We start from the raw sequence: 25,296 nt of genomic DNA, 5'->3' as shown, positions 1-25,296 counted from the left end.
CAGTCAGCTGTGAGTCAAGCAAAGACAGGCTTTTCACGTTGCGCTAAGGTGTTGCTCAAGAGCCATCAGGGACTGTGGATTAGCCATGCAAAGAACCGTCTTCTATATCTCCGATTCCACTGGTATTACCGCCGAGACGATCGGGAACAGTATCCTGGCCCAGTTCGAGGGGGTGCAGTTCGACAAGCACCGCTTGCCCTTCATCGATGATGCCCAGAAGGCCGAGGCTGCCGCATTGCGCATCAAGACCCGGTATGCGCAGACCGGCGAGCGGCCGATCGTGGTGAACACCATGGCCTCGCGCGACCTGTGCGAGATCGTGGCCGAGAGCGGGGCCCTGATGCTAGACGTGTTTGCGCCCTTCATCGGTCCGCTGGAAGAGGAGTTGGGCGCCAAGCGTTCAGGGGCGGTGAACCGCTCCCATGGCCTAGTGGACTTCGACAAGTACGAGGCTCGCATCAATGCCACCAACTACGCGCTTTCCCATGACGACGGCATCGACGTGGATTACGCGCAGGCGGACCTGATCCTGGTGGGTGTATCCCGATCCGGCAAAACGCCCACCTGCCTCTACATGGCCTTGCATTACGGGGTGAGCGCCGCCAATTACCCCCTGACCGACGACGACCTGGACAAACTCGAATTGCCGGCGCGACTGCGCCCCTACAAGGATCGGCTGTTCGGTCTCACTATTGATCCGCAACGGCTGGCGCAGATCCGCGAACAGCGGCGCGCCGGCAGTCGTTATGCCACGCTGGAGCAGTGCCGTTGGGAGTTGGCGCAGGCCGAGAAGCTGATGCGGCGTGAAAGCATCCCCAACCTCAATACCACCCACGTCTCCATCGAGGAGATTGCCAGCAAGATCTTCGACCGCTTCGGTATCGAGCGGACCATGTTCTAAAGGAGTTTCCACCGCCCATGAGTGCCGTACTGGACAGTCGCCAAGCCTTGTTGCCGGGACGCTTTGGCTTCCTGATGGGGCTTTATGCCGAGAACTACCATCGGCTGGTCCGGCTGTTCGCGCCCCAGGAACTACCGCCGGGGTTCTATGTGTCCAGCGTGGACGATGGGCTGGACGTGCGGCTGCAGGTGCAGGAAAAACACCCGTACACGCTGGAGCTGGAACTCACCTATAACTTCGTCGACGCGAACACGGGGCAACCCTCGCCGTCGGCGCAGCTGCGCGTGTATACCGATGCCCATGTGGCCGAGGCGCTGCATTGCCACCCGGGGCGCCATTTGTGGCAGGTGCTGGGCCCGTTTCCGCCGGCCCATACGGTATTGCAGCATCGCCTGCGCATGAACGGGTTTCTCTCCCGCTGGCTGGAGTACCTGGCGGAGCAGGGGCATTCGAAGGGGACGCTGGAGCGGCTGGAAGACCACCGCTCGCCGGACGAGGATTTGCCGCCAGGCTAGGACAGCTTCGCAGGGCCACAAAAAAGCCGCCTTCATGGGCGGCTTTTTCTTCGGGCAACAAAAAACCCGCCAATGGCGGGCCTTTTGTAAAGTGGCGGAGCGGACGGGACTCGAACCCGCGACCTCCGGCGTGACAGGCCAGCATTCTAACCGACTGAACTACCGCTCCGCATTTTTACAACCTTCCAGCACTGCACCTTTTAGATTTCATCCTTGACCATTCCTGTCGCTTCGCCGGAAGACCGGCTAGGCTTTAGAATGGCGTCCCCACGGGGATTCGAACCCCGGTCGCCACCGTGAAAGGGTGATGTCCTAGGCCTCTAGACGATGGGGACGTATCTAAAATTTTGGTGGAGCCAGGCGGGATCGAACCGCCGACCTCCTGCATGCCATGCAGGCGCTCTCCCAGCTGAGCTATGGCCCCAGATGCCTCTGGAAGCCCGAAAGAATAGATAGGGATCGCGATTTCGTCAAGCGTTCAGTGTGAATATTTTTCAACTTTCTTTCACGAATGAATCACAACAAGCAGTTACGTGAACCTCGACGTGAGGTCGAGGATGCGCAAAGTCGCCGATGTGGTGAGTGAATGATCAACTTCATTGTGTAGGGCTGTGCATCGCGTGTGCGATTGCTAGTCTTGCGGGACGTCCCCACGGATTTCTTTGATGCACGATCTGCACTTCATCCAGGACCTCGCGACCGTCATGTTGATCGCGGGCCTGACGACGGTGATCTTTCAGCGGCTGCGCCAGCCGGTCGTTCTGGGATACATCATCGCCGGTGTGCTGGTTGGCCCTTATACGTTTCCCGTGGTGTTCATCCACGACGAGCAGACGATCCGCACGTTGTCCGAGCTCGGCATGATTCTTCTGCTGTTTGCGCTGGGGCTGGAATTCAGCCTGAAAAAGCTGCGCGAGGTGGGTGGGGCGGCGCTGGTGGCGGCGGTCTGCGAAATCGTGTTGATGCTGTGGCTGGGCTACGAGATCGGGCGTTTCTTCGGCTGGACGTCAATGGATGCCTTGTTCCTTGGCGCCATGCTGTCGATGTCCTCCACCACCATCATCATGAAGGCGCTGGACGATCTGGACCTCAAGCGCGAGCGCTTCGCGCAGCTGATGTTCGGCATCCTGATCATCGAGGACGTCATTGCCATCGTGCTGATGGCATTGCTGACGGGTATTGCGAGCACCGGTGGCCTGGAGGCCGGCGAGGCCATGGCGGCGGTGGGCCGGCTCACGCTGTTCATGGCGGTGTCGCTGGTGGTGGGTCTGTTGCTGGTGCCGCGCGTGGTCGATTACATCGCGCGCGTGAGTCGCGACGACGTGCTGCTGGTGGCCGTGCTGGGCCTGTGCTTCGGTTTCTGCCTGCTGGTATCCGAAATGGGCTACAGCGTGGCGCTGGGGGCCTTCATGATTGGCGCCATCGTGGGCGAATCGCAGAGTGTGGTGCGCATCGAGCGCATCATCGGCCCGGTTCGCGACATGTTCAGCGCCATCTTCTTCGTAGCCATCGGCATGCTGATCGATCCGGCCATGCTCAAGGAGTACTGGTTGCCGATCATCGTGGTCACCACGGTGGTGGTGGTGGGCAAGGTGATCACCTGCAGCTTCGGCACCTTTGTCGCCGGCAATGACGGCCGCACTTCGTTGCGCGTGGGCATGGGGCTGGCGCAGATCGGTGAGTTCTCGTTCGTGATCGCATCACTGGGCCTCACGCTGAAGGTGACCAGCGGCTTCCTTTATCCGGTGGCGGTAGCGGTGTCGGCCATTACCACCTTCCTGACGCCGTATCTCATCCGCGCATCGGATCCGCTGGCGAGCGGTCTTGCTAGGCGCCTGCCTACCGGCCTGACCGGGCTGCTGAGCGCCTATACCGACTGGATGGGCAACCTGAGCCTGGGCGGGCAGGGCGCCATCGTGGCAAAGATGATCCGTCGCCTGGTGTGGCACGTCATCATCAACATGATGCTGGTGGTGGCGGCGTTCCTGATCATGTCGTTCCTGTATCGCAAGGGCTTCTTCCACTGGAATTTCCTGGCGGACAACACCCAGGTGAGGCGCAGCGTGGCCTGGTCCATCGCGGCGCTGATCTCACTGCCGATGATCGTCGCCGCTTATCGCAAGGCCTCTGCGCTAGGCATGTTGCTGGCGGAACTGAGCATTCCCGAGCGTATCGGCGGCGCCTACAACATGCGGATCCGCGGGGTGCTGGCCCGCTTCATTCCCTTGGTGACCATGTGGGTGCTGGGCCTGCTGGTGGCGGCACTGGCGTCCACCATCCTGCCGCCGCGCGAAGTGGCTGTGGTGCTGGTACTTGTGCTGCTTTTGCTGGCCTGGCTGCTGTGGCGCGGGCTGGTGCAGGTGCATGCCCGGCTGCAGGCGGCGCTGCGCGATACGCTGGATAAACCGGGGCGCTCCGATGACGGCCATGCCTGACACAGGCGCTGGCAACTAACGGACAGGACGTCGAGAAATCGTAAAAAACCGCGTTTTTGGCCGGAATCGTGAACTTTTAATCAGGACTGACGGTCACAGGCCCACTATCGTTGCCAAGACTCGGCAAGCACCGCACAATGCGGGGCCTGCCTCCATCGGGGGGGCGTAGTCCGGTAGCGCCGGCAAATCCAAATACGAGGGAGTTCCACATGAAGCATTTTCTGCGTCCCACGCTGACGGCGGCCGCTCTGGCTGTTGCCCTGGGCACCACCGCTGGCGTGCACGCACAGGCTGCGAAGTCCGCCGCCCCCGCCACCGCCGCTCCGGCTGCGGTCGACAAGACCAAGGCCAGCTACGTGGTCGGTTGGGATCTGGCCAGCTCGCTGCCGCCGCTCGTCCGTGAGGAAGTGGATCCGGCAACCGTTGCTCGTGCGCTGCAGTCCGCGCTGTCGGGCCAGAAGCCGACCATGAGCGAAGCCGAAGCCAAGCAGGTGCGTGACGCGTTCGTCGCCAACCTCCAGGCCAAGGCCAAGGCCGAGTACACCCAGGTCGCCAGCAAGAACAAGACCGAAGGCGATGCCTTCCTGGCCAAGAACAAGACCGCTGCCGGCGTGAAGACCACGGCCTCGGGCCTGCAGTACCAGGTGATCAGCCAGGGCACCGGCGCCCGTCCGGGCCCGAACGACACCGTGCAGGTGAACTACGTGGGCACCTTCGTCAATGGCGAGACCTTTGACGATTCGGCCAAGCACGAAGGCGGTGGCGCAGCGTCCATCCCGCTCGCCGGCGTGATCCCGGGCTTCCGCGAAGGCATGCAGCTGATGCAGGTCGGCGGCCACTACAAGTTCTTCATCCCGTCGAACATCGCCTACGGTGCGCAGCCGCAGAACGGCTTCCCGCCGAACGCGACGATCATCTTCGACGTCACCCTGGTCAAGACCGGCCCGACCCCGGCTGGCGAGCAGGCTGGCGGCGCGAAGTAATCGCCCAAAGCAGTTGAAATGCCTGCGGGGCGCGAAGCAATTCGCGCCCCGCATCTTTTTTGGCGGCGGCTGCCCGGCGGACTGAGGAAATTCCCTGCATTCCGCGTCATATCCGGGCTGTTAGAATCACCGCCTTGCCTCTGGGAGTTTTCTCGACAATGAAGGTCACGATCTTCGGTACCGGTTATGTGGGTCTGGTCACCGGCGCTTGCCTGGCTGAAATGGGCAACCACGTGGTCTGCGTCGACATCGACGCGGGCAAGGTCGAGCGCCTCAAGCAGGGCGAGATTCCGATCTACGAGCCGGGCCTGGAGCCCATCGTCAAGCGCAACCATGCCAGCGGCCAGCTGGATTTCACCACCGACGCCGCGCCGGGCATTGCGCACGGGCAGGTGGTGTTCATCGCCGTGGGCACGCCGCCGGATGAAGATGGCAGCGCCGACCTCAAGTACGTGCTCGGCGTGGCGCGCACGATCGGTCAGCATATGGACCGCTATACGGTGGTGGTGAACAAGTCGACGGTGCCGGTGGGCACGGCCGATCGCGTGCGCCAGGCCATTGCCGCCGAACTCGCAGGGCGCGGGGTGTCGGTCGAATTCGACGTGGTGTCCAATCCGGAATTCCTGAAGGAAGGCGACGCGGTGGAAGATTGCCTGCGCCCGGATCGCATCATCATCGGCAGTTCCAGCGAGCGTGCCACCGGCGTGCTGCGCAAGTTGTATGCACCGTTCAATCGCAACCATGACCGTACCGTGGTGATGGATGAGCGGTCGGCGGAGCTGACCAAATACGCGGCCAACGCGATGCTGGCCACCAAGATCAGTTTCATGAACGAGATCGCCAACATCGCCGAGCGCGTGGGCGCGGATGTGGAGCTCGTGCGTCAGGGCATCGGTTCGGATCCGCGCATCGGCTATCACTTCATTTACCCGGGCGCCGGTTACGGCGGCTCGTGTTTCCCCAAGGACGTGCAGGCGCTGGAGCGCACGGCGCGTGGCGTGGGCTACGATGCGCGCCTGCTGGGCGCGGTCGAGGCGGTCAATCACGACCAGAAGACCAAGCTGTTCGACCTGATCTCGCGTCACTTCGACGGCAAGCTCGCCGGCAAGACGATTGCCCTCTGGGGCCTCGCGTTCAAGCCGAACACGGATGACATGCGCGAGGCATCCAGCCGAAACCTGATGGAGGCGCTGTGGGAAGCGGGTGCCAAGGTACGCGCGTTCGACCCCGAGGCTTCTCACGAAACCCATCGCATCTACGGTGATCGCGACGATCTGGTGCTTTGCCAGGGCGCTTATCAGGCGCTGCGTGGCGCCGATGTGCTGGCCATCGTCACCGAGTGGAAGGCTTTCCGCAGCCCGGACTTCATGGAGATCCGCAGCCTGCTTGCCGAGCCGGCCGTGTTCGATGGTCGCAACCTATACGATCCGGCCACGGTGGAAGAGGCTGGCCTGGCGTACTACGGCATCGGCCGTGGACGCAGCCTGAGGCAGTGAACATGGCGGACGAATCCCTGCAGGAGCGGTTGAACGAGCTGGAAGTGCGACTCACCTTCGTCGACGATACGGTGAATGCGCTTGCTTCCGCGGATGCCGAGCTGTCGATGCGTCTTGCCGCGCTGGAGGATGTCATTCGCGGATTGCGCAACGAGTTGTCGTCGTTGCGCTCATCACAGGGGCACGACCCGCACAGCGAGCCGCCGCCGCCGCACTATTGATCGTTACACCCTTTCGTATCAGCACCACGCAAGCGAGTTTGAACCATGGCCGATTCCCTGCGCGATCAGCTGCTCAAGAGCGGCATCGTCAAACAGGTTCGAGAAGAAAAGCGCCCCGCGGCACCGCAGGGCGGCAAATCCATCGGGCAGCGCCCGGGCGGCGGTCCGTTCAAGGGTGGCAAGCCCGGCCAGCACAAGCCGCAGGGTAAACCGCAAGGAAAGCCCGCCGGCGGCAAAAGCCAGGAAGACATCGATCTGGCCAAGGCCTATGCGATCCGTGCGCAAACCGAAGCCAACGAGCGCAAGCGCGCCGAGCAGGCGGCCGCGGAAGAGGCGCGGGTGCGACGCGAACGCAAGCTCAAGATCCAGCAGCTACTGGAAGGCAAGACCTTGAACAAGGCGGACGCGGAACACGTTCGCCATTTCGAGTACGGCGGCAAGATCCGTCGCGTGCATGTCGATGCCGATCAGCTCAAGGCCATCAATGCCGGTGAGCTGGGCGTGGTGCAACAGCAGGGGCGCTATCTGGTCGTGACGCGCGAACTGGCCGATCAGGTCAAGGCGATCGACGTGAACCAGATTGCCTTGCTGGTGGAGCCGGGCAGTGAAGGCAGCATCGGTGAAGATGGCGTGCCGGACGACTTGATCTGGTAATCCGGATGCATCGAACGCTCCAAAGAAAACGCCCGGCCAGTGCCGGGCGTTTCCTTGTCGGGCAGAGGGAAGCCGATCAGGCTTCCACAGCGGCCTCTTCGGTTTCGGCGGTGGGCAGGTCGAAGCCCGTCTTGCTGAGCGTGGGCAGATCCCAGCCGTTCTTCGGCGTGAAACGTTCGCCGTAGCGCTGTGCCAGGCGCTCCAGCTTGCCCTTGATCACCGTGGCGCCTTCGCTGCGGACGTACTGGATCGGGCCACCCCGGAACGGGGCAAAGCCCGTGCCGAAAATGACGCCCGCATCCAGCAGTTCGGCATCATCCACGACGTTGTCTGCCAGGCAGGCGACGGCCTCGTTGACCATCGGGAGAATCATGCGGTCCTGCAGGTCGGCAGGCACGGCGTAATCGGGGTCGACTTCCGGCTTCTGCGGCTTGCCGTCCTGCCACACGTAGATGCCCTGGCCGTCCTTCTTGCCGCGCTTGCCGGCGGCGAGTTTGTCCTCAAGCCCCGGCGGAAGCTCAAGGCCAAGGAAGGGCGCGAGCTCCTTGCCGACCGACGCGCAGACATCCAGCCCCACGGTGTCCGCCAGTTCGATCGGCCCCATCGGCATGCCGAACTTCTTGGCTTCCTTGTCGAGCACCGGGCCTGGCACGCCCTCGCTGTAGAGACGCATGGCCTCCAGCAGGTAAGGCATCAGGATGCGGTTGACCAAAAAGCCCGGCGTTCCCTTCACGGCGACCGGCAACTTGCCGATGGCCTTGCAGAACGCCAGGGCGCGCTTCTCGGCATCGGCATCGAGCTGGTCGTGGCGCACCACTTCCACCAGCGGCATCTGCGCCACTGGATTGAAGAAATGCAGGCCAAGGAAACGCTGCGGCGCCTTCAGGCCCACGCGAAGTTCATCCAGCGGAATGCTTGACGTATTGGTGGCGAGCAGCTCATTGGACTGGAACTGCGGCTCGATGGTGGCGTACAGGGCCTTCTTGGCGTCGGCGTTCTCGTAAATGGCTTCGATGGCGAGGTCGGCCGTGGCCACGCCCTTGCCCTCGACATCCGCGCGCAGGCGGCGGACGGTGGCTTCCACCTTGTCGGCCGTCTTGAGCTTCTTTTCGTACAGCTGGCGCGCGCGATCCAGTGCGGGCTGGATGAACTTCATCTCGCGGTCCTGCAGTGTCACCTCAAAACCCTTGAAGGCGGCCCAGGCGGCGATGTCTCCACCCATGACGCCGGCACCAACCACATGCACGTGCTTGATGCCGTGGTCGATGCCGCTGCCCTGTCCCTTGAGTCGTTCCTGCAGGAAGAAGATGCGGATCAGGTTCTGCGCCGTGGACGTTTCGGCCAGCTTGGCCACCGAGCGCGCTTCCAGCTTCAGGCGCTGCTGGATGCTGGCGTTGCCGCGCTTCCATACATCGATCAGTGCGAAGGGTGCGGGATAGTGCTCTTTGCGCACCTTGGCCGCCGTCTGCTTGATGACCATCGGTGCAAGGATCTGCCGGGCCACCCAGGTGTTGGTGGCCCATGCCTTGGCGCGCAGGGCAAACGGACGGGTGTGCGGACGGCGCAGCAGTGCGCGCGCTTCCGCCAGCAGCTCCGCTGGCGGGGCAAGCCGGTCGACCACGCCCAGGGCCAGCGCGCGCTTGGCGGACAGGGCCTTGCCGGTCAGCATCACCGGTAGTGCATCGGTGGCGCCAATGAGTCGCGGCAGGCGGGCGGTGCCACCCCAGCCGGGGTGGATCCCCAGCATCACTTCGGGCAGCCCGATGCGGGTCTTGTCGTCGTCGGCGGCGATGCGCTGGCGGCAGGCGAGGATCAGTTCCGTGCCACCGCCCATGCAGGCGCCATGGATGGCGGCCACGGTCGGGCAGGGCAGGCGGGCCAGCGATTCATACACGCGCTGGCCGTTCTGGATGTTCTCCAGCACCGTGCCCTGCTGGGCATAGGTGACGAACTCCTTGATGTCGGCGCCCACGGCGAAACCGAACGGCTTGGCCGAATGGATCAGCACGCCGGCCGGCTTCTCAATGGCGAGTCGCTCGACAATCTGGCCCAGTTCGTCCAGCACCTCGCGGGAGATGGCGTTGACGTTGGCGCCGGCGCGGTCGAGGGACAGGGTGACGATGCCGCTGTCATCCAGGCTCGTCTTCCAATGATTGAAGCGCAATCCTTCGAACATGGGGGTAAAGAGTATGGCCACGAAGCCTTGCACCATACCCTCCCGTAGCGAGGATTGCGAGACGGCCGGAAGCGGCCTGCCGGGCTGAACGGAAGCCCCATAAAGACGCGAGCTGTGCGCTGCCGCATGAAACGCGGGATGGTTTCCGGCGAGGCTTGGGCGGCCCCTATGCGAAGCCCCATGGAACACGTAATTTAGATCGGCATGAATACGTCCATCGCCACCCCTGCCAGCCCTGCCCAGGCAGGCAACGACATCCTCGAGCGCATCCTGGCGGCGCGGGGCAACCTGATTGCGCTCGATGGCGGCGAGGAGGTCGGGCTGGTTGGCCAGTTGCGCCCCCTGATCCGGCGAAGTGGGCAGGCTGTCTATCTGTGGAACCCGGAGCTCGGCCTGGGCAACCTGCGCGAGGAGCATGTGGCGCTGCCCGGGTCGCAGCGCCTGAACATCGCGCTGCGCTACATGCTGCAGAGCAATCATTTTGGCGTCTACCTGCTGCAGCGCCTGCCGCTGCCGCTGCCCATGGCCGATGCCACCCTGCTGCGCCAGCTGGCGCGCGCCACCACGGGGCATGTCCGCCGCGTGGTGCTGCTTGATCCCCCGGAGTCCGTGGTGTCCAGTTTCAATGACGTGCTGGTGCGCCTGAGCTGCCAGTCCAAGCCGGCGCAGCGTCCGCGCCTGCGCGACGGCCGCTGGATGCTCTGACATGGCGAGTCCGGCCGGTATTCTTGTCGTTGCGGCGCAGCGTGAGCTGCGCAGGGCCCTGTTCGACACCTTCGAGCGTGATGGGCATTTCGTGGTGCATTCCGCCCGTGATGCCACCCACGCCGGCATCCTGCTGGAAGGCAGGCCACCGCTGGCGTTGATCGTCATCGTGTTTGATGGCGACGGTCGCGAAGGCATGTCGGGCATCGAGGTATTGCGCGGCGTGCCCGCCTGCGTCGGTGCGCCCATTCTTGCCGTGCTCGATGACGGCGCCGTGCTGCGGCCGAACGTGTTGCCCGCGGGTATTGCCGACTGGTTGTATGCCTCGCAGATCGAGCACGAGCTGCTCTCGCGCTGGCAGCGCGTGCACCGCATGGCCGCTCGCGTGGATGGTGCTGGCGAGGTTTCGGTTCAGGGGCAGGGAGACTATCGCTTTGCCTTCGACGAAGTGGATGCCGAATGGCTCATCGTCGATCCTGCGCGGGGCCGGCTGGTCGACTACAGCCCGGCGGTTGCCCGTCATAGTGGACTGGGTGACCACGAACTGCGTGGGCGCCCCATCAAGGAATTGCTGGCCTTTGCCGAGGCGACCGCCGAGCAGGTGATCGCCGAAAGCTCGCGCCAGTGGCATGTGGGATGCCGTCGCTCCGCGCGTGGCGCGGATTCGGGTGAGGTGAGCGCGCGCGCCGTGCATCATGCCGGTCGGGATGCCGTGGCGCTGATGTTCCGCAGCGATCGCGCCAGTGCTCGCGCCGAAGTGGCGCTTGGGCTGCTTGTCCGCATGTTCGGTTCCGGCAGCGGCGACGAGGGCATCGCCGAGGCCGCGCGCCTGCTGTTCGAAGACATGAGCCTTGATTATGTGGCTGTCTGGGCGGCGCGCCCCGATGAGGGTGGCGCGCCCGTGCAGCTCGTGCAGTACTGGCGTGGTGACGAACAGCTCTGGCCAGGACCGCACCTGCAGAGTTCGTTGCGCCTGGTGCTGTCAGGGCAGGCCATGCTGCATCAGGCCGACGCGGCGCGACTGGCGCCGATGGACCCGCTGCTCGCGCAGCTGGGATTGGCCGGGTTTGCCGGCTGGCCGTTGCAGGATGAGCGCCGCACGGTACTGGGTGCGCTGCTGGTCGGCACGCGCCAGCCGTTGCCGTCGCTGGACATCGTGCAGCCGGTGCTTCGCTGTGCCGCGTCCCGATTCGCCCATGCGCTCGAGCTGCGGCACACGCGCGAACAGGGCCGTGCCGAAGGCCTGCTCGATGCGCTGACCGGCCTGCCGAACCGCCTGTTGTTCAATGACCGCCTCGATACGGTCATCCGCGAGGCCAATCGCACCGGCGAGTGCTTTGCCTTGCTGTTCGTCGACCTGGATCGCTTCAAGACCATCAACGATACGCTTGGTCATGCCGTGGGCGACCAGGTGTTGCTCACCACCACGCAGCGGTTGCGTGGCACGGTGCGCGCCTCCGACACCGTGGCGCGTTACGCGGGCGACGAGTTCGTGGTGATTCTGCGCCATATCGTCAAGAACGAAGACGTGCTGCGCATCGCCGAGAAGATCGTGCAGGTGATGGGCGCGCCGCTGCGCATCGATGACGGCACCGAGCTGCAGGTCACGGCGTCCATCGGCGTGAGCTTCTTCCCGGATGACGCGCCCGATGCCGACACGCTGCTCAAGCATGCCGACGAGGCGATGTATGCGGCCAAGAGCCTGGGGCGCAACAACTACCAGATCTTCGAGGGCAGCGCCGAGCAGTCCACGCAGCAGAACCTGGCCCTGAAATCCGGCCTGCGGCACGCCGAGCACAAGGGCGAGCTGCGCGTGTTCTACCAGCCGCAGGTGGATGCGGTGACCGAGGACATCGTCGGCATGGAGGCGCTGGTGCGCTGGGAGCATCCGGAACTGGGCTTCATCGGCCCGGGCTTCTTCATCCCGCTGGCGGAGGAAACCGGCCTGATCGTTTCCATCGGCGAGTGGGTGCTGCGCGCGGCCTGCCGCCATGCGCAGGAATGGGAGCGCCGGTTCGGGCTCGGGCTGCGCCTTGGCGTGAACCTCTCCGCCGTGCAGCTCATGCAGCCCAACCTGCTGGAAGTGGTGGCCTCGGCGCTCGAGGAGAGCGGCCTGGAGCCGGCGCTGCTGGAGATGGAAATCACCGAAAGCATCAGCATCAAGGCGGCGCCCAACCTGGTGGAGAACCTGCAGGGCCTGCATCGCCTGGGCGTGCGCATCGCCATCGACGACTTCGGCACGGGGGCCGCATCGCTGGACTACCTGCGCAAACTGCCGGCCGACCGCATCAAGATCGACCAGAGCTTCGTCAGGAACATCGGCGTGGATCCGGACGACGAAGCCATCGTGCGTGCCACCATCGAAATGGCCCACCGCCTGAAGCGGGGCGTGGTGGCCGAGGGCGTGGAGACCGAGCAGCACATGGAATTCCTGCGCGCCAACCATTGCGACGAGCTGCAGGGTTACCTGTTCTGCCGCCCGCTGCCGCAGCCGGCCTTCGAAAAGCTGCTGTTGGAACGCCAGCGCCTGCTGGCCGGGGTCAGCGATACGGCCGCCTGACTTGCATGAGGCGCGCCGGGCCCCATACTGGAAGCAAGGGCGCCTGATGCGCCCGTGGGCTGCGCTCCTGGGGTGGCGGTGGCCCGTTCGCCGAGACAGGTGCTCCTTCGGGGCACCCGTGCGTTTCCACCATCGGTGACGCCACAGGCGCACTTGCCGTCCCTGGACGAGGCTTGCTGAACTAGAACGCGTCGTTCTTGTCTGAGCAGACCGCTTCCATCCTCAAGACGTCCCGGGGCGCGTGGCAGCATCGACGAAGGAGATGGCCCGGATGGGCGAAAATGAACTGGACAGTGCGCTGGTCGAGCGCGTCCAACAGGGGGACAAACGAGCCTTCGACGTACTGGTGCGCAAATACCAGCACAAGGTCGTGGGCCTGGTTTCCCGCTACGTAAAGAATCACGCCGAATGTGAAGACGTGGCCCAGGAGGCCTTCATCCGTGCATGGAGGGCCATCGGCTCCTTCCGTGGCGAGAGTGCTTTCTATACTTGGCTGTACAAAATTGCCGTAAACACCGCCAAGAACCATCTGGTGGCGCTGGGGCGCCGCCCGCCAGCCGACGATATCGCCATCGACGATGCCGCTTTCGTGCCTGGCGCGGACCGCATGCACGAGAGCGCCACCCCCGAGCGTGAACTCATGCGACAGGAAATTGAACAAACGGTATTTTCCACTGTCCAAGCGCTACCTGAGGAATTGCGGACCGCGATTACCCTGCGTGAAGTGGACGGCCTGAGCTACGAGGAAATCGCCGCGGCGATGGGTTGTCCGATCGGTACGGTCCGTTCACGTATTTTCCGGGCACGCGAAGCTATCGATGAAAAATTGCGGCCACTGCTGTCAGACCGCGAGGGCAAAAACCCATGACTGACAATCAACGCGAAAACCTTTCTGCCGGCATGGACGGCGAGCTGTCGAAGGAAGAGCTGCGCTTTCTGTTGCGCCGGCTCGATCATGACGCCTCGCTCCAGGAGGCCTGGTCGCGCTACCACGTCGCGCGGGACGGCTTGCGCCATGAGCTTTCCCCGCTGGCCTCCGAAGGCTTTGCGTCCCGGGTCATGCTGGTCATCGAGCAGGAAGGTGTCGTCGTCCGGCAAGGCAAGCGTCGGCACTGGCTGCACTGGTCGGCCGGTGGCGCCATTGCCGCTGGCGTGGCCGTGGCCGCCCTCATGGTGGCCCAGCCTGCCGGGCAGGGTGGCGATCGCCTGTCGCCGCACGTGGCGGCGGCCCCAACGGCGACGACCATGGAGAGCAGCGCGACGGCCCAGGCCACCCGCTCGGAGTCGCCGGCCGTGGCACCGCCCGGGTTGAACGTTTATTCCGATGTCCCCTACAAGATCAGCCAGCAGGCCTCGGCCACGCTGGAAGGCGACAACAGCAGCACGCTGCTGTATTCGCGCAACAGCCTGACCCCGTATCGCGTGGCGCGCTACCCCGCGGCCAGCAATGGCGATGGCAGTTACCTGCTGCTGATCCATCCTGACCAGCAGCCCGCCCAGTCTGCGGCCGGCCCGCAATGATCGATGGCCGTGCGCTTCTTGCCGCGGCCTGATCGTCCCTTGGTTATCTGTCCAGCCTTGTCTGCCTCGCGGACCGGTTGGGTGCACCTGAAACACTGAAGGAGACCTGCATGAATCGACTTGCCCTGCGTACGCTGTCGTGTGCTGCCGTGATGTCACTGGCGCTGGCCGGTGGCGTGCAGGCCCAGAACGCCGCGCCTGCGATGTCAGGTCTGCCTGACTTCACCAGCATCGTGCAGAAGAATGCTCCCGCGGTAGTGCACGTGGAGGCGAAGTACAGCGGCAAGAAGCAGTCCAAGGCGCGGCCTGGCTCGCGCAGCATGCCCGGCATGCCGGGCGATGATGACGACAGCGATGATCCGCAGGCGGAAATGTTCCGCCGCTTCTTCGGCATGCCCATGATGCCCTCGCCGGAAGAGCAGGCACGCACCTCGCTGGGCTCGGGCTTCATCATCTCGCCGGATGGCTATGTGCTGACCAACACCCACGTGGTGGATGGTGCCGATACCGTCACGGTGCGCTTGCAGGATCGTCGCGTGCTGACCGCCAAGGTGGTGGGCAGTGATCCGCAGTACGACATCGCGTTGCTGAAGATCGATGCGAAAGGTGGCCTGCCGGCCGTGAGCATCGGCGATTCCCGCACGCTGAAGCCGGGCCAGTGGGTGCTCGCGATCGGCTCGCCGTTTGGCTTCGACTACACGGTAACGCAGGGCATCGTGAGTGCCGTGGGGCGCAACCTGGGCAGCCAGGACCAGCCCTATACCTCGTTCATCCAGACTGACGTGCCGATCAATCGCGGCAATTCCGGTGGTCCGCTGTTTGACCTGCAGGGGCGCGTGGTGGGCGTCAATTCCCAGATCTATTCGAACACCGGCGGCTACCAGGGCGTGGCGTTCTCCATCCCGATCGACGTGGCCATGAACGTGGTCAAGCAGATCAAGGACAAGGGGTACGTGTCGCGCGGCCAGCTCGGCGTGATGGTTCAGCAGGTCAGCGACGATATGGTCAAGGCGCTCAAGCTCGACAACGCGACGGGCGCTGCCGTGACCCAGGTGACCAAGGGCAGTGCGGCGGAAAAGGCCGGCATTCGCCCGGGCGACGTGATCCTTGCCTACAACGGCCAGAGCATCAATTCGAGCGCCGATCTGCCGCCACTGGTGGGTCAGACCCCGCCGGGCACCAAGGCCAACGTGGAAATCCTGCGCGATGGCAAGAAGGAAACCGTGGCCGTGACGGTGGCCGAGATGCCGCGTGACAAGAAGGCGGCCATGGCATCCAGTGACGGCGAGCAGCCCGCTGCCCGCAGCGCGGCCAGTGCGCTGGGCCTGTCGGTTCAGGATCTGGACAGCGACACCCGCCAGCAACTCGGCCTCAAGGCGGGCGAGGGTGTGGCTATCAGCAATGTCACCGGCCCGGTGGCGGCTCGCGCCGGGTTGCAGCCGGGTGACGTGGTCCTGATGGTCAACCAGAAAAAGGTGGGCAGCGTTACGGCTTTTCGTGATGCCACGAAGGACGCGAAGCCGGGTGATACCGTGCTTTTGCTGGTCCGCCATGGCGACCAGAGTGGGTTCGTCGGGCTGACCGTGCCCGGCGGCAAGGACGAGTAAGGCCATGGCCCGCGGCGTATGGCAGCGCCCCGGGCCATGATCTGCCGTAACCCGGCCGCCAGAGGTGGCCGGGGTGACGGAGTGACGGAGTGACGGGGGCTTGGGCTACCGTCGCTCCGGGTGCTGGGAGGGTCGCGTAACGCCCCGCTCGCGGGGCGTGCCGATCCCGCACCATCCGCCCAGTGGCGGTCATCATGTCGGGGTGCCCGAAGCCCCCCGGTTCCATGCGATAATGCCGGGTTCGTGTGACCATCCCGGTCATGCGCTGCCCGCGCGCCGCGCTTGGCAGTGAACGCCTCTAGCGTGCTCCATGGAACTGATCCGAAACTTCTCCATCATCGCCCATATCGATCACGGCAAGTCCACGCTGGCCGATCGCATCATCCAGATCTGCGGCGGCTTGACCGAGCGCGAGATGGAAGCCCAGGTGCTCGACAACAACCCGATCGAGCGCGAGCGCGGCATCACCATCAAGGCCCAGTCCGTGTCGCTGCCTTACAAGGCGCGCGACGGCAAGACCTATCAGCTGAACTTCATCGACACCCCGGGCCACGTCGACTTCTCCTACGAGGTGAGTCGCTCCCTGGCGGCGTGCGAAGGCGCGCTGCTGGTGGTGGATGCGGCGCAGGGCGTTGAAGCCCAGTCCGTGGCCAACTGCTACACGGCGGTGGAGATGGGGCTGGAAGTGGTGCCCGTGCTCAACAAGATCGACCTGCCCACGGCCGATCCGGAAAAGGTGAAGGGCGAAATCGAGGCCGTGATCGGCATCGACGCCGATGATGCGGTGGCCGTCAGTGCCAAGACCGGACAAAACGTCGTCGAAGTGCTCGAGGCCATCGTGGCGCGCATTCCGCCGCCGAAGGTGGGTGACACCGACCGCCTGCAGGCGCTGATCATCGACTCCTGGTTCGACAACTACCTTGGCGTCGTGTCGCTGGTGCGCGTGGTGCAGGGCGAGATCAAGCCGGGCGACAAGCTGCTGGTGATGTCCACCGGCCGCGCGCATGAAGTGAGCGAAGTGGGCGTGTTCACGCCCAAGCGCAAGAAGCTCGACAAGCTTTCGCCGGGCGAAGTGGGCTGGATCACCGCATCGATCAAGGACGTACACGGCGCGCCCGTGGGCGACACGCTGACGCTGGCCGGCAAGCCCGCCGACAAGCCGCTGTCGGGCTTCCAGACCATGCAGCCGCGCGTGTTCGCCGGCCTGTTCCCGGTGTCCGCCGATGACTACCCGGCACTGCGCGAGGCGCTCGACAAGCTGCGCCTCAACGATGCGGCGCTGTTCTTCGAGCCGGAAAGTTCAGAGGCCATGGGCTTCGGCTTCCGCTGCGGCTTCCTTGGCATGCTGCACATGGAGATCGTGCAGGAGCGCCTGGAGCGCGAATACGATCTGGACCTGATCACCACCGCGCCCACCGTGGTGTACGAGGTGCTCAGGAGCGACGGTTCCATCCTGATGCTGGACAACCCGGCGAAGTTGCCGCAGTCCCATCTGATCGGTGAAATCCGCGAACCCATCATCGTCGCGAATATCCTCACGCCGCCCGACTACATCGGCAACATCATCACGTTGTGCGAAGAAAAGCGCGGCGTGCAGCGCTCCATCCAGTACCTGGCCACCCAGGTGCAGATCACCTATGAAATGCCGCTGGCCGAGGTGGTGCTCGACTTCTTCGATCGCCTGAAGTCGGTGTCGCGCGGCTATGCCTCGATGGACTATCACTTCGAGCGTTTCGAAGCGGGCCCGTTCGTGCGCGTGGACGTACTCATCAATGGCGATCGCGTGGACGCGCTGAGCCTGATCGTTCACCGCATCCACGCCGAACGCCGTGGTCGCGACCTGGTGGAGCGCATGAAGGATCTGATCCCGCGCCAGCAGTTCGACGTGGCGATCCAGGCGGCCATTGGCGCCCAGATCGTGGCCCGTTCCACCGTGAAGGCGCTTCGCAAGAACGTGCTGGCCAAGTGCTACGGTGGCGACGTCAGCCGAAAGAAGAAGCTGCTGGAGAAGCAGAAGGAAGGCAAGAAGCGCATGAAGCAGGTGGGTCGCGTCGAGATCCCGCAGGAAGCGTTCCTTGCCGTATTGAAGGTGGATAAGTAAAGCTGGGCCCGGAGTGCGGCGGGACAGGGCGGCCGTGCGGCACTCTGTTCTGTGCGTTTCCGCGTAACACCCCCGTTCCCTGCTCCTGAGGAGCTTTCAATGGATTTTGATTTTTCGGCGATTCTGCTTGGCCTGACCGTCCTGTTTGGCGTCATATGGGGCCTGGACCGCCTGTTCTTCTACAAGTCGCGCAAGGCCAAGGCTGACGCCGCAGGCAAGGAAGTGCGCGAGCCGGTGGCGGTCGACTGGGCCCGCTCCCTGTTTCCGGTCGTGCTGGTGGTGCTGGTGCTGCGCTCGTTCGTGGCTGAGCCGTTCCGTATTCCCTCCGGCTCGATGATGCCCACGCTCGACGTGGGTGATTTCATCCTGGTGAACAAGTTCGCCTACGGCTTGCGCATGCCGGCCTTCAACAACAAGTTCGTCAGCCTGGGCGAGCCCAAGCGTGGCGACGTGGTGGTGTTCCGCTTCCCCGGCTATCTGTGCGAGGACGGCGGCAAGCTGGTGCGCAGTGGCGACCAGAGCTGTGCCGATCCGCACGCGCCGGTGCCCAGCCAGAACTGGATCAAGCGCGTGGTCGGCATGCCGGGGGACCGTGTGGAAATGCACGGCGACCAGCTGATCGTGAACGGGCAGCCGGTGGCTGCTGACCTGGTGGGTCCGTATGAGGGTGACCCCAAGCGCGCCGAATCCCGCTTGATGCTGGAGATGGGCGCCACCGTATGGAACGAGCATCTGCCGAACGGCGAGGGTGGTGTCGTCAACCACCTCACCGCCCGCATGCCCAACTATGCCGTGCCGCCGCCGCTACCCAACCCGCGCGTGCCGCTGGTGGTGCCGCAGGGCTGCTATCTGGCCATGGGCGACAACCGCTATAACAGTACGGACAGCCGTTGGTGGGGCTGCCTGCCGGAGCAGAACCTTGCCGGCAAGGCGTTCCTGATCTGGCTTAGCTGGACCGGCTCGGGCATTGCGTTCCATCGCATGGGCACGGTCATTCACTGAAATCGTGACGGCCATGGGTGTGCGACCGGTGACGGCCGCGGCGTCTTGGCGCGACAATGCGCGGGCCAGGGCGCTGCCGGGGCGTATGGTGGCGCATTGCCAGTCAGCCGGATACCGCCACAGAGCGGGATAGCGAGGGGACTATGAAATCGAAGCAGACCGGCATCACCCTGATCGGGTTTCTTGTCGTGCTCGTGGTGGTGAGTTTTTTTGGCTACATGGCAATGAAGCTTGTGCCGGCCTATACGGAATTCGCGGGCGTCTCCAAGGCGATGACCCAGCTGGCGTCCGAAGACTCGACCAGGAGCCCGCAGCAGGTTCGCGTTGATCTGATGAAGAAGCTGGATTTCCAGTACGTGAGCGACGACACCATCACGCCGCAGGACATCAACCTCAAGCGCAGTGGTAACTCGACCGAGCTCAATATCAGTTACGACAAGCGCATTCCCTTTCTTTACAACATCGACTTCCTGGTGCACTTCGAAAAGAGTGTGACGCTGCAGGGTAATGTCGACGGTTAAGCGCAGGCCCTGGATTTGACCAAACTCGCCTATCGTTTTCGCGATCCATCCCTTGGCCAGCTGGCGCTGACGCATCGCAGCGCTGGCCGGCCAAACAACGAGCGGATGGAATTCCTCGGGGACGCCCTGCTTGGCGTGGTCGTGGCCGAGCTGTTGTACGAGGCCCATCCGAACGCCAGTGAAGGCGAGTTGTCCCGACTCCGGGCGCAGCTGGTGAATGGCCAGGCACTGGCCGTGCTGGCCCGCGAGCTGGAGCTGGGGGATGAGCTGAAACTGGGGTCCGGCGAGCTGAAAAGCGGCGGATTCCGGCGCGACTCCATCCTGGCCGATGCCTTCGAGGCGCTGGTGGCGGCGGTCTATCTGGATGCCGGTTTCGAGGCCTGTCGCACGGTGGTGCGGGAGCTGTTCGAGCCACTGGTGGCCGCCATTCCGCGCTCTTCCAAGGATGCCAAGACCCGCCTGCAGGAGCTCCTGCAGGGGCGGGGTTGGCCCCTTCCGCAGTACGATCTGATCGACAGCCATGGCGAAGATCACGCCAAAACCTTCGACGTGTCCTGCGAAATCAACGAACCGGCGCCCATTCGTGCCGAGGGTCGCGGCGCCAGTCGCCGGGCCGCCGAACAGGACGCCGCCGAAACCGTGCTGCGTCGATTGCAGGAACTGAACCCATGAACGACAACATCGAAATTGATCTCGGCGCACCAGCCGAACTTCCCCACAACGACTTCCGCTGCGGCACCGTGGCGCTGGCGGGTCGTCCCAATGTGGGCAAGTCGACCCTGCTCAACGCGCTGATCGGCTTTCGCCTCTCCATCGTCAGTCCGCGCCCGCAGACCACGCGCCACCGCATCCTTGGCATCGCCACCAGCGAAGCCGGGCAGATCATGTACGTGGACACCCCGGGGCTGCATCGTGGCGCCAAGCGTGCCATGAACCGCAGCCTGAACCGCGCCGCCCGGTCCGCCATCAGTGAGGTTGACGTGGTGGTGCAGGTGATCGAGTCCGGCCGCTGGACCGACGAAGACGAGGCGCTCTATGACGCACTCGTCGAACAGAAGGTGCCGCGCCTGCTCGTCATCAACAAGGTTGACCTGACGAAAGACAAGACGGTGATGCTCCCGTTCGTGGCGGAGCTGATGACGCGGCACAGCTTCGACGACGTGTACTACGTCAGTGCCCTGAAGGAAAAGGGCCTGAAGGAGCTTGAAAAAGGCATCCTCAAGCGCCTGCCGGTGCAGCCGCCGGTGTTCGGCGAGGACGAGATCACCGATCGCAGCGAACGTTTCCTTGCCGCCGAGATGGTGCGCGAGCAGCTCATGCTTCGCCTGGATCAGGAGCTTCCCTACGCCACCACGGTGGAGATCGAGCAGTTCACGGATCGCCCGGATGGCGTGGCCGAGATCCATGCCGTGATCTGGGTGGAGCGTGACGGCCAGAAGGCCATCGTGATCGGCAACGGTGGTGCGCAGCTCAAGGCCATCGGCACGTCGGCGCGTCGCCACATGGAGAAAGCCTTCGAGCGCAAGGTGTTCCTGCGTTTGTGGGTAAAGGTCCGCGAAGGCTGGGTCGACGACGAGACCATGCTGAAGAAGTTCGGTTACACCGACTGATGTTGCCGGCGCACGGCGAGCTGATGCGCGCCGTCACGGAGTGATGCGGAACCATCGTCCATGCGCATCGAACAGCAGCCTGCCTATGTGCTTCACTCGCGCCCGTACCGCGAGACTTCGCTGCTGCTTGAATGCCTGACCCGGGATCACGGGCGGCTGGGCATCGTTGCCCGGGGTGTCCGGCGTGAGCGCGCACGCGTGCAGCGCGCCCAGCTCGAACCGTTCCAGCGACTCTCGCTGGATCTGCTGCAGCGGGGTGAGCTGGCCACGCTGGTGGCGGCCGAGAGTGTGCATGTGCCGCTGCGTCTGATGGGTGATGCCGGTCTCGCCGGCCTTTACCTCAACGAACTGGCGGTAAGGCTGACCGGCCGTCAGGATCCCTTGCCTGAACTATTCGACGCCTACGCACGAACCTTGCCGCGCCTGGCCAGTGGTGAGCCGTTGGCGTGGAGCCTCAGGCGTTTCGAGCGCGACCTTCTGGAGGCGGTGGGCTACGCGCTGCAGCTGGAGTTCGAGGCGGAATCGGGCGAGCCGCTGGAGCCAGGGCAGCTCTACCGTTATGTGGTCGAGCAGGGGCCGTCACCGTGTCGACCCGGCACGGCGCATGCGTTGCGGGGTGCCGATCTGCTCGCGCTTGCCGCCGATGTGTCGCCGGACGCGGCCGGCCTCTCGGCTCTGCGCGCGATGATGCGAGAAGTGATCCGCTTTCATCTGGGCGGTGGCGAGTTGCGCGCCTGGCATGTGCTGGGCGGGGCGGTCGCGCGCCGCTGAACGGGCCGCGCCAGGTCAGGCACCTTCTTCGGCCGCCAGCGCGTTGAGGGTGGCGAGCAGGGCGCGCCGGAAGCGCGACAACGGTGCCGGCGGCCCGGGGATGCCGGATTTCAGATGCCGCTGCAGCACGATGGTCTGCGCGCCCAGGGCGGCGGCCCCGCAGAACCCGCAGGAAGAGCGCAGGCGATGCAGGCGGTCGGCCAGCGCGGCGGTGTCCCCGGTGAGGGCATCCAGGTCCTGGTACAGGCTGGCCAGTTCCACCCGCAACAGCGTACGCATGGCCTTCACGACCCCGGCATCGCCCATGGTGGCGATGGCCTGCGCGTCGTCCAGCAGCGGTGTGGCGGTGGTGTCGGCCTGCACCAGGGCCAGGATGCGGCGCAGGTCCGTCAGACTGCAAGGCTTCTGCAGCACCTCGCTGAACTCGGCCGAGAGCAGGCGATGGCGCAGTGACACATCCATGTCGGCACTGGTGGCGACCGCGGTGCAGTCACTGGAGCGGGCAAGCGGGTCGCCGCGCAGCGCGGCCAGCACTTCCTCGGCGCCCGCGCCGGGCATGCGGCAGTCCAGCAGAATCAGGTCAAAGGCTTCCTGGCGTGCCAAGGCGATGGCGGAGGGGCCGTCATGGCAGGCCTGGGCATCCAGGCCAAGGGAGCGCAGCGCTTCCACCAGGAAAAACCGGCTGCTCGGGTCGTCGTCCGCCACGAGCGCGCGCACGGCATCGGGCAAATCCCGATGGCCCGGAAGGGGGCTGGGAAATATTTGTTGCATGACTAGTCCATGTCGTTCAGCTGATTTTGGCAGAATGGCGCGTCATGCGTGCCACATCAAGCTACCTGTTGCTCAGTCTGGCCGTCCTGTCATGGATGGGCTTGTCGCTGCCAGCCCGCGCGGACGTCGCCCTGGGGGCGAAGACCGTGACCGTTCCCGGCCTGAAGATGCAGGATGTGCAGTCGCAGATCGGCGAGGACGGCCAGGGCGGCCTCAAGTTGAGCCTGAAGGCCACCAAGGCCGACGTCCCCTCGATGGGCTGGAAGCGCATCGGCATCAACCTGCAGGGCACCCTGCAGCGGGACACCCACATGCGCTGGCTGTTCGATGGTGCTGCCCAATTGAACGGCGCGCAGGGCGGGGCGCTGAGCAACGCCAAAGTGTCCATGGTGATCGACGAGGCAGCCAACACGCTGGAGATCGACGTGTCGCAGGGGGCGATCCAGGCCACCACGGCGCTCCCGCTGGATCAGCCCACCCATGCGCAGATCAGCCTCAAGGGTGTGCCGCTCGCCTGGTTGCAGGGCTTGCTGAGCACGGTATGGTCGGGTCGCGCCACCGGCGGCAAGCTCGATGCCGACATGGCGCTGGACCTGCAGCAGGCCGGCTTGCAGGCCTCCGGTCAGTTCGCGCTCAACGGCGGTGGGTTCGATACGCCGGGTGGCGCGCTGGCGGGGCAGTCGGTCAATGGCAACGGTCGCCTCAATGTCGACACCACCAGTGCGCCCTCGCGCATCGATCTTGACGCGAGTCTTCGCGGCGGCGAGTTGCTGCTCGGCCCGATCTTCGCGCGGCTGCCTGATCATCCGGTGCAGCTGAGCCTCTCCGCAGCCACGCGCAACGGCGCGGTGGACTTCACCCGCCTGCGCGTGGCCGATGCCGACGCGCTGCAGCTCGAAGGCGCCATGGCGTTCAACGCGAAGGGCGATCTGCAGCAGCTCAGGCTTGAACGCCTGCAGACGCGGTTCCCTGCGGCGTACCAGCGCTACGGCCAGGCCTGGCTGGCCACCCTTGGGTTGCGCGACATGCGCATCGAAGGCCAGCTCAGCGGTAACCTGGATCTGGGTGCGGATGGCCTGCGTAGTTTTGCCTTCGACACCGATGGGCTCGATGTCGCCGATACCGAAGGGAGGCTGGGCGTGCATGGCCTGCGTGGCGGCCTGGACTGGAACGCCAACGCCGATCGGCCGGCGACCACCATGAGCTGGCAGGCGCTGCAGCTCTATCGCATGTCGCATGGCGCGGCGCAGACGCACTGGCAGAGTCGTGGCGGTGCGCTGAGCCTGCAGCGCGCGGTCGATATCCCCTTGCTCAACGGTCGCGTCCACGTGGGTGACCTCGAGTGGCGGCCGGGTGCATCGAAGGGGCGCAGGCTGGAAACCTCACTCGCGTTTGCAGGTATCGACATGGCGGCGTTTTCGCGCGCCATGGGGTGGCCGGAATTTCCGGGAACCCTCGGTGGCGCCATCCCGTCGTTGCGCTGGATCGATGATCGCTTCGAGCTGCAAGGCGGCCTGTCGGTCAACGTGTTCGACGGTTTTGTGGATATCACGCGGCTGACCGTGCAAGGCCCGTTCGGCCCCAGTCCTGCCGTGACCAGTGACGTACAGCTGCGCCAGGTGGATCTTGGCGCCATGACCAGCGTGTTCGATTTCGGCAGCATCACCGGTCGCATGGATGGCTCCATCGACGACCTGCGCCTGGTGAACTGGAATCCCGTGGCATTCAAGGCCAGCCTGTTGGCCGGTAGCGGCGGTCGCATCAGCCAGCGCGCCGTGAACAATCTCACCGCCGTCGGCGGCGGTGGCGTGGCAGCCGGTTTGCAGGGCGCTGTTCTCAAGCTGTTCAAGACATTCGGCTACAAACGCATCGGCCTCAACTGCACGCTGCAGGCCTCCGTGTGCCACATGGGTGGCCTCGATAACGACGCCGACGGCTACACTATCGTTGAAGGCAGCGGTTTGCCGCGCCTGCAGGTGATCGGTCACCAGACGCAGGTCGACTGGCCAACCCTCGTTCGCCGATTGAAATCCGCCATTGAAGGCAACGGACCCGAAGTCCGTTAAGGGCGTTCCGCGAGGATCAGGACGTTCCGGGCCACACCCCATCCCCGAAGGAGTTGAACATGCGCAAGCTCGTCTATGGATTGCTGACCATGCTGCTGGTTGCGCTGGTGGGGTGCGTCACCATCAATGTGTACTTCCCTGAGGCGGCCGCGCAGAAGGCGGCTGATCAGTTCATCGGCACCGTGCTGGACAACGCGCCCGCGCCGGCACCCAAGGGTGACGAGACTGCGCCGCCGGCGAAAAAGGGCAGCCAGCCCTCCGCCATGCTGCTGGATCTGCTGATTCCCGCTGCCTATGCCGCCGACACGCCCAACCTGCGCATCCAGACGGCGACCACGGATGCCATCCACGGGCGCATGCAGGCGCGCTTCCGCGACACGCTGGCGCCCCTGTTCAACAGTGGCGTGGTGGGCTTCACCCAGGATGGCCTGGTGGCCGTGCGTGACGCCGGCAAGGTGCCCCTGGACCAGCGTTCGGCAGTGAATGCCGCCGTTGCCGACGAAAACCGGGATCGCAATGCCCTGTATCGCGAAGTGGCCAACGCCAACAACCACCCGGACTGGGAGGGACAGATCCGCACCACGTTCGCCAAGGGCTGGATCGAGCGGGCACGTGCGGGCTGGTATTATCAGGACACCTCGGGCGCCTGGAAGCAGAAGTAAGCCGTTCGCCCACCCTTG

General features: G+C 64.6%; 22 protein-coding genes and 3 tRNA genes. 20 read left to right on the top strand and 5 right to left on the bottom strand.

The genetic code is table 11. The annotated features are described in order from the left end of the window. Positions 1–85 precede the first annotated feature (85 nt). Entirely contained in the window at positions 86–901 is an 816-nt protein-coding gene (gene ppsR, locus H8F01_RS21625; protein ID WP_187057053.1) for a posphoenolpyruvate synthetase regulatory kinase/phosphorylase PpsR, read from the top strand. A 17-nt stretch (positions 902–918) separates the two neighbouring features. Beyond that, on the top strand, positions 919–1,416 hold the full coding sequence (locus H8F01_RS21620; protein WP_187057052.1) for a DUF1249 domain-containing protein: 498 nt from the start codon (positions 919–921) through the stop codon (positions 1,414–1,416). A gap of 92 nt (positions 1,417–1,508) precedes the next feature. Here the strand turns inward: H8F01_RS21620 and H8F01_RS21615 are convergent. The 3 genes from H8F01_RS21615 to H8F01_RS21605 form a co-directional block, all read right to left on the bottom strand. Next, positions 1,509–1,585: transfer RNA gene (locus H8F01_RS21615), tRNA-Asp, on the bottom strand. 90 nt (positions 1,586–1,675) lie between these two features. Further along, a tRNA-Glu gene (locus H8F01_RS21610) sits at positions 1,676–1,751 on the bottom strand. 13 nt (positions 1,752–1,764) lie between these two features. Continuing rightward, positions 1,765–1,840 (bottom strand) — tRNA-Ala (locus H8F01_RS21605). Between the two features lie 241 nt (positions 1,841–2,081). Between H8F01_RS21605 and H8F01_RS21600 the strand changes: the two genes are divergently transcribed. The 5 genes from H8F01_RS21600 (at position 2,082) to H8F01_RS21580 (ending at position 7,205) form a co-directional block, all read left to right on the top strand. Continuing rightward, the gene (locus tag H8F01_RS21600) at positions 2,082–3,851 is read left to right on the top strand and encodes a cation:proton antiporter (RefSeq protein ID WP_187057051.1); all 1,770 of its coding nucleotides are present in this window, start codon (positions 2,082–2,084) and stop codon (positions 3,849–3,851) included. A gap of 209 nt (positions 3,852–4,060) precedes the next feature. Then, positions 4,061–4,834, top strand: a complete 774-nt coding sequence (locus tag H8F01_RS21595) for an FKBP-type peptidyl-prolyl cis-trans isomerase (protein WP_187057050.1) — start codon at positions 4,061–4,063, stop codon at positions 4,832–4,834. 158 nt (positions 4,835–4,992) lie between these two features. Then, the gene (locus H8F01_RS21590; RefSeq protein WP_187057049.1) at positions 4,993–6,330 is read left to right on the top strand and encodes a UDP-glucose dehydrogenase family protein; all 1,338 of its coding nucleotides are present in this window, start codon (positions 4,993–4,995) and stop codon (positions 6,328–6,330) included. A gap of 2 nt (positions 6,331–6,332) precedes the next feature. Then, positions 6,333–6,551: a SlyX family protein gene (locus H8F01_RS21585; protein WP_187057048.1), complete on the top strand. Its 219-nt coding sequence runs from the start codon at positions 6,333–6,335 to the stop codon at positions 6,549–6,551. A 45-nt stretch (positions 6,552–6,596) separates the two neighbouring features. Then, positions 6,597–7,205 (top strand): DUF2058 domain-containing protein, encoded by a 609-nt coding sequence (locus H8F01_RS21580; protein WP_187057047.1) that lies wholly within the window; start codon positions 6,597–6,599, stop codon positions 7,203–7,205. A gap of 76 nt (positions 7,206–7,281) precedes the next feature. Here the strand turns inward: H8F01_RS21580 and H8F01_RS21575 are convergent, their stop codons facing one another. Beyond that, positions 7,282–9,381, bottom strand: a complete 2,100-nt coding sequence (locus H8F01_RS21575; RefSeq protein ID WP_187059424.1) for a 3-hydroxyacyl-CoA dehydrogenase NAD-binding domain-containing protein — start codon at positions 9,379–9,381, stop codon at positions 7,282–7,284. Between the two features lie 204 nt (positions 9,382–9,585). Between H8F01_RS21575 and H8F01_RS21570 the strand changes: the two genes are divergently transcribed. The 11 genes from H8F01_RS21570 to recO all read left to right on the top strand — a co-directional run bounded on the left by H8F01_RS21570 (position 9,586) and on the right by recO (position 21,779). Continuing rightward, the gene (locus H8F01_RS21570; protein ID WP_187057046.1) at positions 9,586–10,086 is read left to right on the top strand and encodes a hypothetical protein; all 501 of its coding nucleotides are present in this window, start codon (positions 9,586–9,588) and stop codon (positions 10,084–10,086) included. Between the two features lies 1 nt (position 10,087). After that, the gene (locus H8F01_RS21565; protein WP_187057045.1) at positions 10,088–12,646 is read left to right on the top strand and encodes a putative bifunctional diguanylate cyclase/phosphodiesterase; all 2,559 of its coding nucleotides are present in this window, start codon (positions 10,088–10,090) and stop codon (positions 12,644–12,646) included. 271 nt (positions 12,647–12,917) lie between these two features. Next, entirely contained in the window at positions 12,918–13,514 is a 597-nt protein-coding gene (rpoE, locus tag H8F01_RS21560; RefSeq protein ID WP_187057044.1) for an RNA polymerase sigma factor RpoE, read from the top strand. Then, on the top strand, positions 13,511–14,167 hold the full coding sequence (locus tag H8F01_RS21555; protein WP_187057043.1) for a sigma-E factor negative regulatory protein: 657 nt from the start codon (positions 13,511–13,513) through the stop codon (positions 14,165–14,167). Before rpoE ends, H8F01_RS21555 begins: the two co-directional genes overlap by 4 nt. 110 nt (positions 14,168–14,277) lie before the next feature. Then, a complete protein-coding gene (locus H8F01_RS21550; RefSeq protein WP_187057042.1) occupies positions 14,278–15,774 on the top strand; it encodes a DegQ family serine endoprotease in 1,497 nt (498 codons plus the stop codon). 310 nt (positions 15,775–16,084) lie between these two features. Beyond that, a complete protein-coding gene (lepA, locus tag H8F01_RS21545) occupies positions 16,085–17,875 on the top strand; it encodes a translation elongation factor 4 (protein ID WP_187057041.1) in 1,791 nt (596 codons plus the stop codon). Positions 17,876–17,974: 99 nt separating this feature from the next. Further along, the gene (gene lepB / locus H8F01_RS21540) at positions 17,975–18,877 is read left to right on the top strand and encodes a signal peptidase I (protein ID WP_187057040.1); all 903 of its coding nucleotides are present in this window, start codon (positions 17,975–17,977) and stop codon (positions 18,875–18,877) included. A gap of 143 nt (positions 18,878–19,020) precedes the next feature. After that, positions 19,021–19,398 (top strand): DUF4845 domain-containing protein, encoded by a 378-nt coding sequence (locus tag H8F01_RS21535; protein ID WP_187057039.1) that lies wholly within the window; start codon positions 19,021–19,023, stop codon positions 19,396–19,398. Between the two features lie 15 nt (positions 19,399–19,413). Continuing rightward, on the top strand, positions 19,414–20,070 hold the full coding sequence (gene rnc / locus H8F01_RS21530; protein WP_187057038.1) for a ribonuclease III: 657 nt from the start codon (positions 19,414–19,416) through the stop codon (positions 20,068–20,070). Continuing rightward, a complete protein-coding gene (gene era / locus H8F01_RS21525; RefSeq protein ID WP_187057037.1) occupies positions 20,067–21,008 on the top strand; it encodes a GTPase Era in 942 nt (313 codons plus the stop codon). The genes rnc and era overlap by 4 nt, the downstream gene beginning before the upstream one ends. A 60-nt stretch (positions 21,009–21,068) precedes the next feature. Beyond that, entirely contained in the window at positions 21,069–21,779 is a 711-nt protein-coding gene (gene recO / locus H8F01_RS21520; protein WP_187057036.1) for a DNA repair protein RecO, read from the top strand. A 15-nt stretch (positions 21,780–21,794) separates the two neighbouring features. On the opposite strand, the gene H8F01_RS21515 is transcribed toward recO, so the two are convergent. Continuing rightward, positions 21,795–22,550 carry a response regulator gene (locus tag H8F01_RS21515; protein WP_238481093.1) on the bottom strand — a complete coding sequence of 252 codons (756 nt, stop codon included), beginning with the start codon at positions 22,548–22,550 and terminating at the stop codon, positions 21,795–21,797. Between the two features lie 44 nt (positions 22,551–22,594). Between H8F01_RS21515 and H8F01_RS21510 the strand changes: the two genes are divergently transcribed. Together H8F01_RS21510 and H8F01_RS21505 are read left to right on the top strand one after the other, a co-directional pair. Then, positions 22,595–24,616 (top strand): hypothetical protein, encoded by a 2,022-nt coding sequence (locus H8F01_RS21510; RefSeq protein ID WP_187057035.1) that lies wholly within the window; start codon positions 22,595–22,597, stop codon positions 24,614–24,616. A 59-nt stretch (positions 24,617–24,675) separates the two neighbouring features. Then, a complete protein-coding gene (locus H8F01_RS21505; protein WP_187057034.1) occupies positions 24,676–25,278 on the top strand; it encodes a YdbL family probable chaperone protein in 603 nt (200 codons plus the stop codon). Positions 25,279–25,296 lie beyond the last annotated feature (18 nt).

The organism is Dyella telluris (assembly GCF_014297575.1).
GTDB lineage: Bacteria > Pseudomonadota > Gammaproteobacteria > Xanthomonadales > Rhodanobacteraceae > Dyella > Dyella telluris.
Note: the sequence above shows the minus strand (reverse complement) of the source record. Positions and strands in the feature narration are given on the sequence as shown.

Coding starts and splice junctions, on each gene's coding strand:
- ppsR (WP_187057053.1), top strand. CDS start 86: ATGCAAAGAACCGTCTTCTATATCTCCGATTCCACTGGTATTACCGCC.
- H8F01_RS21620 (WP_187057052.1), top strand. CDS start 919: ATGAGTGCCGTACTGGACAGTCGCCAAGCCTTGTTGCCGGGACGCTTT.
- H8F01_RS21600 (WP_187057051.1), top strand. CDS start 2,082: ATGCACGATCTGCACTTCATCCAGGACCTCGCGACCGTCATGTTGATC.
- H8F01_RS21595 (WP_187057050.1), top strand. CDS start 4,061: ATGAAGCATTTTCTGCGTCCCACGCTGACGGCGGCCGCTCTGGCTGTT.
- H8F01_RS21590 (WP_187057049.1), top strand. CDS start 4,993: ATGAAGGTCACGATCTTCGGTACCGGTTATGTGGGTCTGGTCACCGGC.
- H8F01_RS21585 (WP_187057048.1), top strand. CDS start 6,333: ATGGCGGACGAATCCCTGCAGGAGCGGTTGAACGAGCTGGAAGTGCGA.
- H8F01_RS21580 (WP_187057047.1), top strand. CDS start 6,597: ATGGCCGATTCCCTGCGCGATCAGCTGCTCAAGAGCGGCATCGTCAAA.
- H8F01_RS21575 (WP_187059424.1), bottom strand. CDS start 9,381: ATGTTCGAAGGATTGCGCTTCAATCATTGGAAGACGAGCCTGGATGAC.
- H8F01_RS21570 (WP_187057046.1), top strand. CDS start 9,586: ATGAATACGTCCATCGCCACCCCTGCCAGCCCTGCCCAGGCAGGCAAC.
- H8F01_RS21565 (WP_187057045.1), top strand. CDS start 10,088: ATGGCGAGTCCGGCCGGTATTCTTGTCGTTGCGGCGCAGCGTGAGCTG.
- rpoE (WP_187057044.1), top strand. CDS start 12,918: ATGGGCGAAAATGAACTGGACAGTGCGCTGGTCGAGCGCGTCCAACAG.
- H8F01_RS21555 (WP_187057043.1), top strand. CDS start 13,511: ATGACTGACAATCAACGCGAAAACCTTTCTGCCGGCATGGACGGCGAG.
- H8F01_RS21550 (WP_187057042.1), top strand. CDS start 14,278: ATGAATCGACTTGCCCTGCGTACGCTGTCGTGTGCTGCCGTGATGTCA.
- lepA (WP_187057041.1), top strand. CDS start 16,085: ATGGAACTGATCCGAAACTTCTCCATCATCGCCCATATCGATCACGGC.
- lepB (WP_187057040.1), top strand. CDS start 17,975: ATGGATTTTGATTTTTCGGCGATTCTGCTTGGCCTGACCGTCCTGTTT.
- H8F01_RS21535 (WP_187057039.1), top strand. CDS start 19,021: ATGAAATCGAAGCAGACCGGCATCACCCTGATCGGGTTTCTTGTCGTG.
- era (WP_187057037.1), top strand. CDS start 20,067: ATGAACGACAACATCGAAATTGATCTCGGCGCACCAGCCGAACTTCCC.
- recO (WP_187057036.1), top strand. CDS start 21,069: ATGCGCATCGAACAGCAGCCTGCCTATGTGCTTCACTCGCGCCCGTAC.
- H8F01_RS21515 (WP_238481093.1), bottom strand. CDS start 22,550: ATGCAACAAATATTTCCCAGCCCCCTTCCGGGCCATCGGGATTTGCCC.
- H8F01_RS21510 (WP_187057035.1), top strand. CDS start 22,595: ATGCGTGCCACATCAAGCTACCTGTTGCTCAGTCTGGCCGTCCTGTCA.
- H8F01_RS21505 (WP_187057034.1), top strand. CDS start 24,676: ATGCGCAAGCTCGTCTATGGATTGCTGACCATGCTGCTGGTTGCGCTG.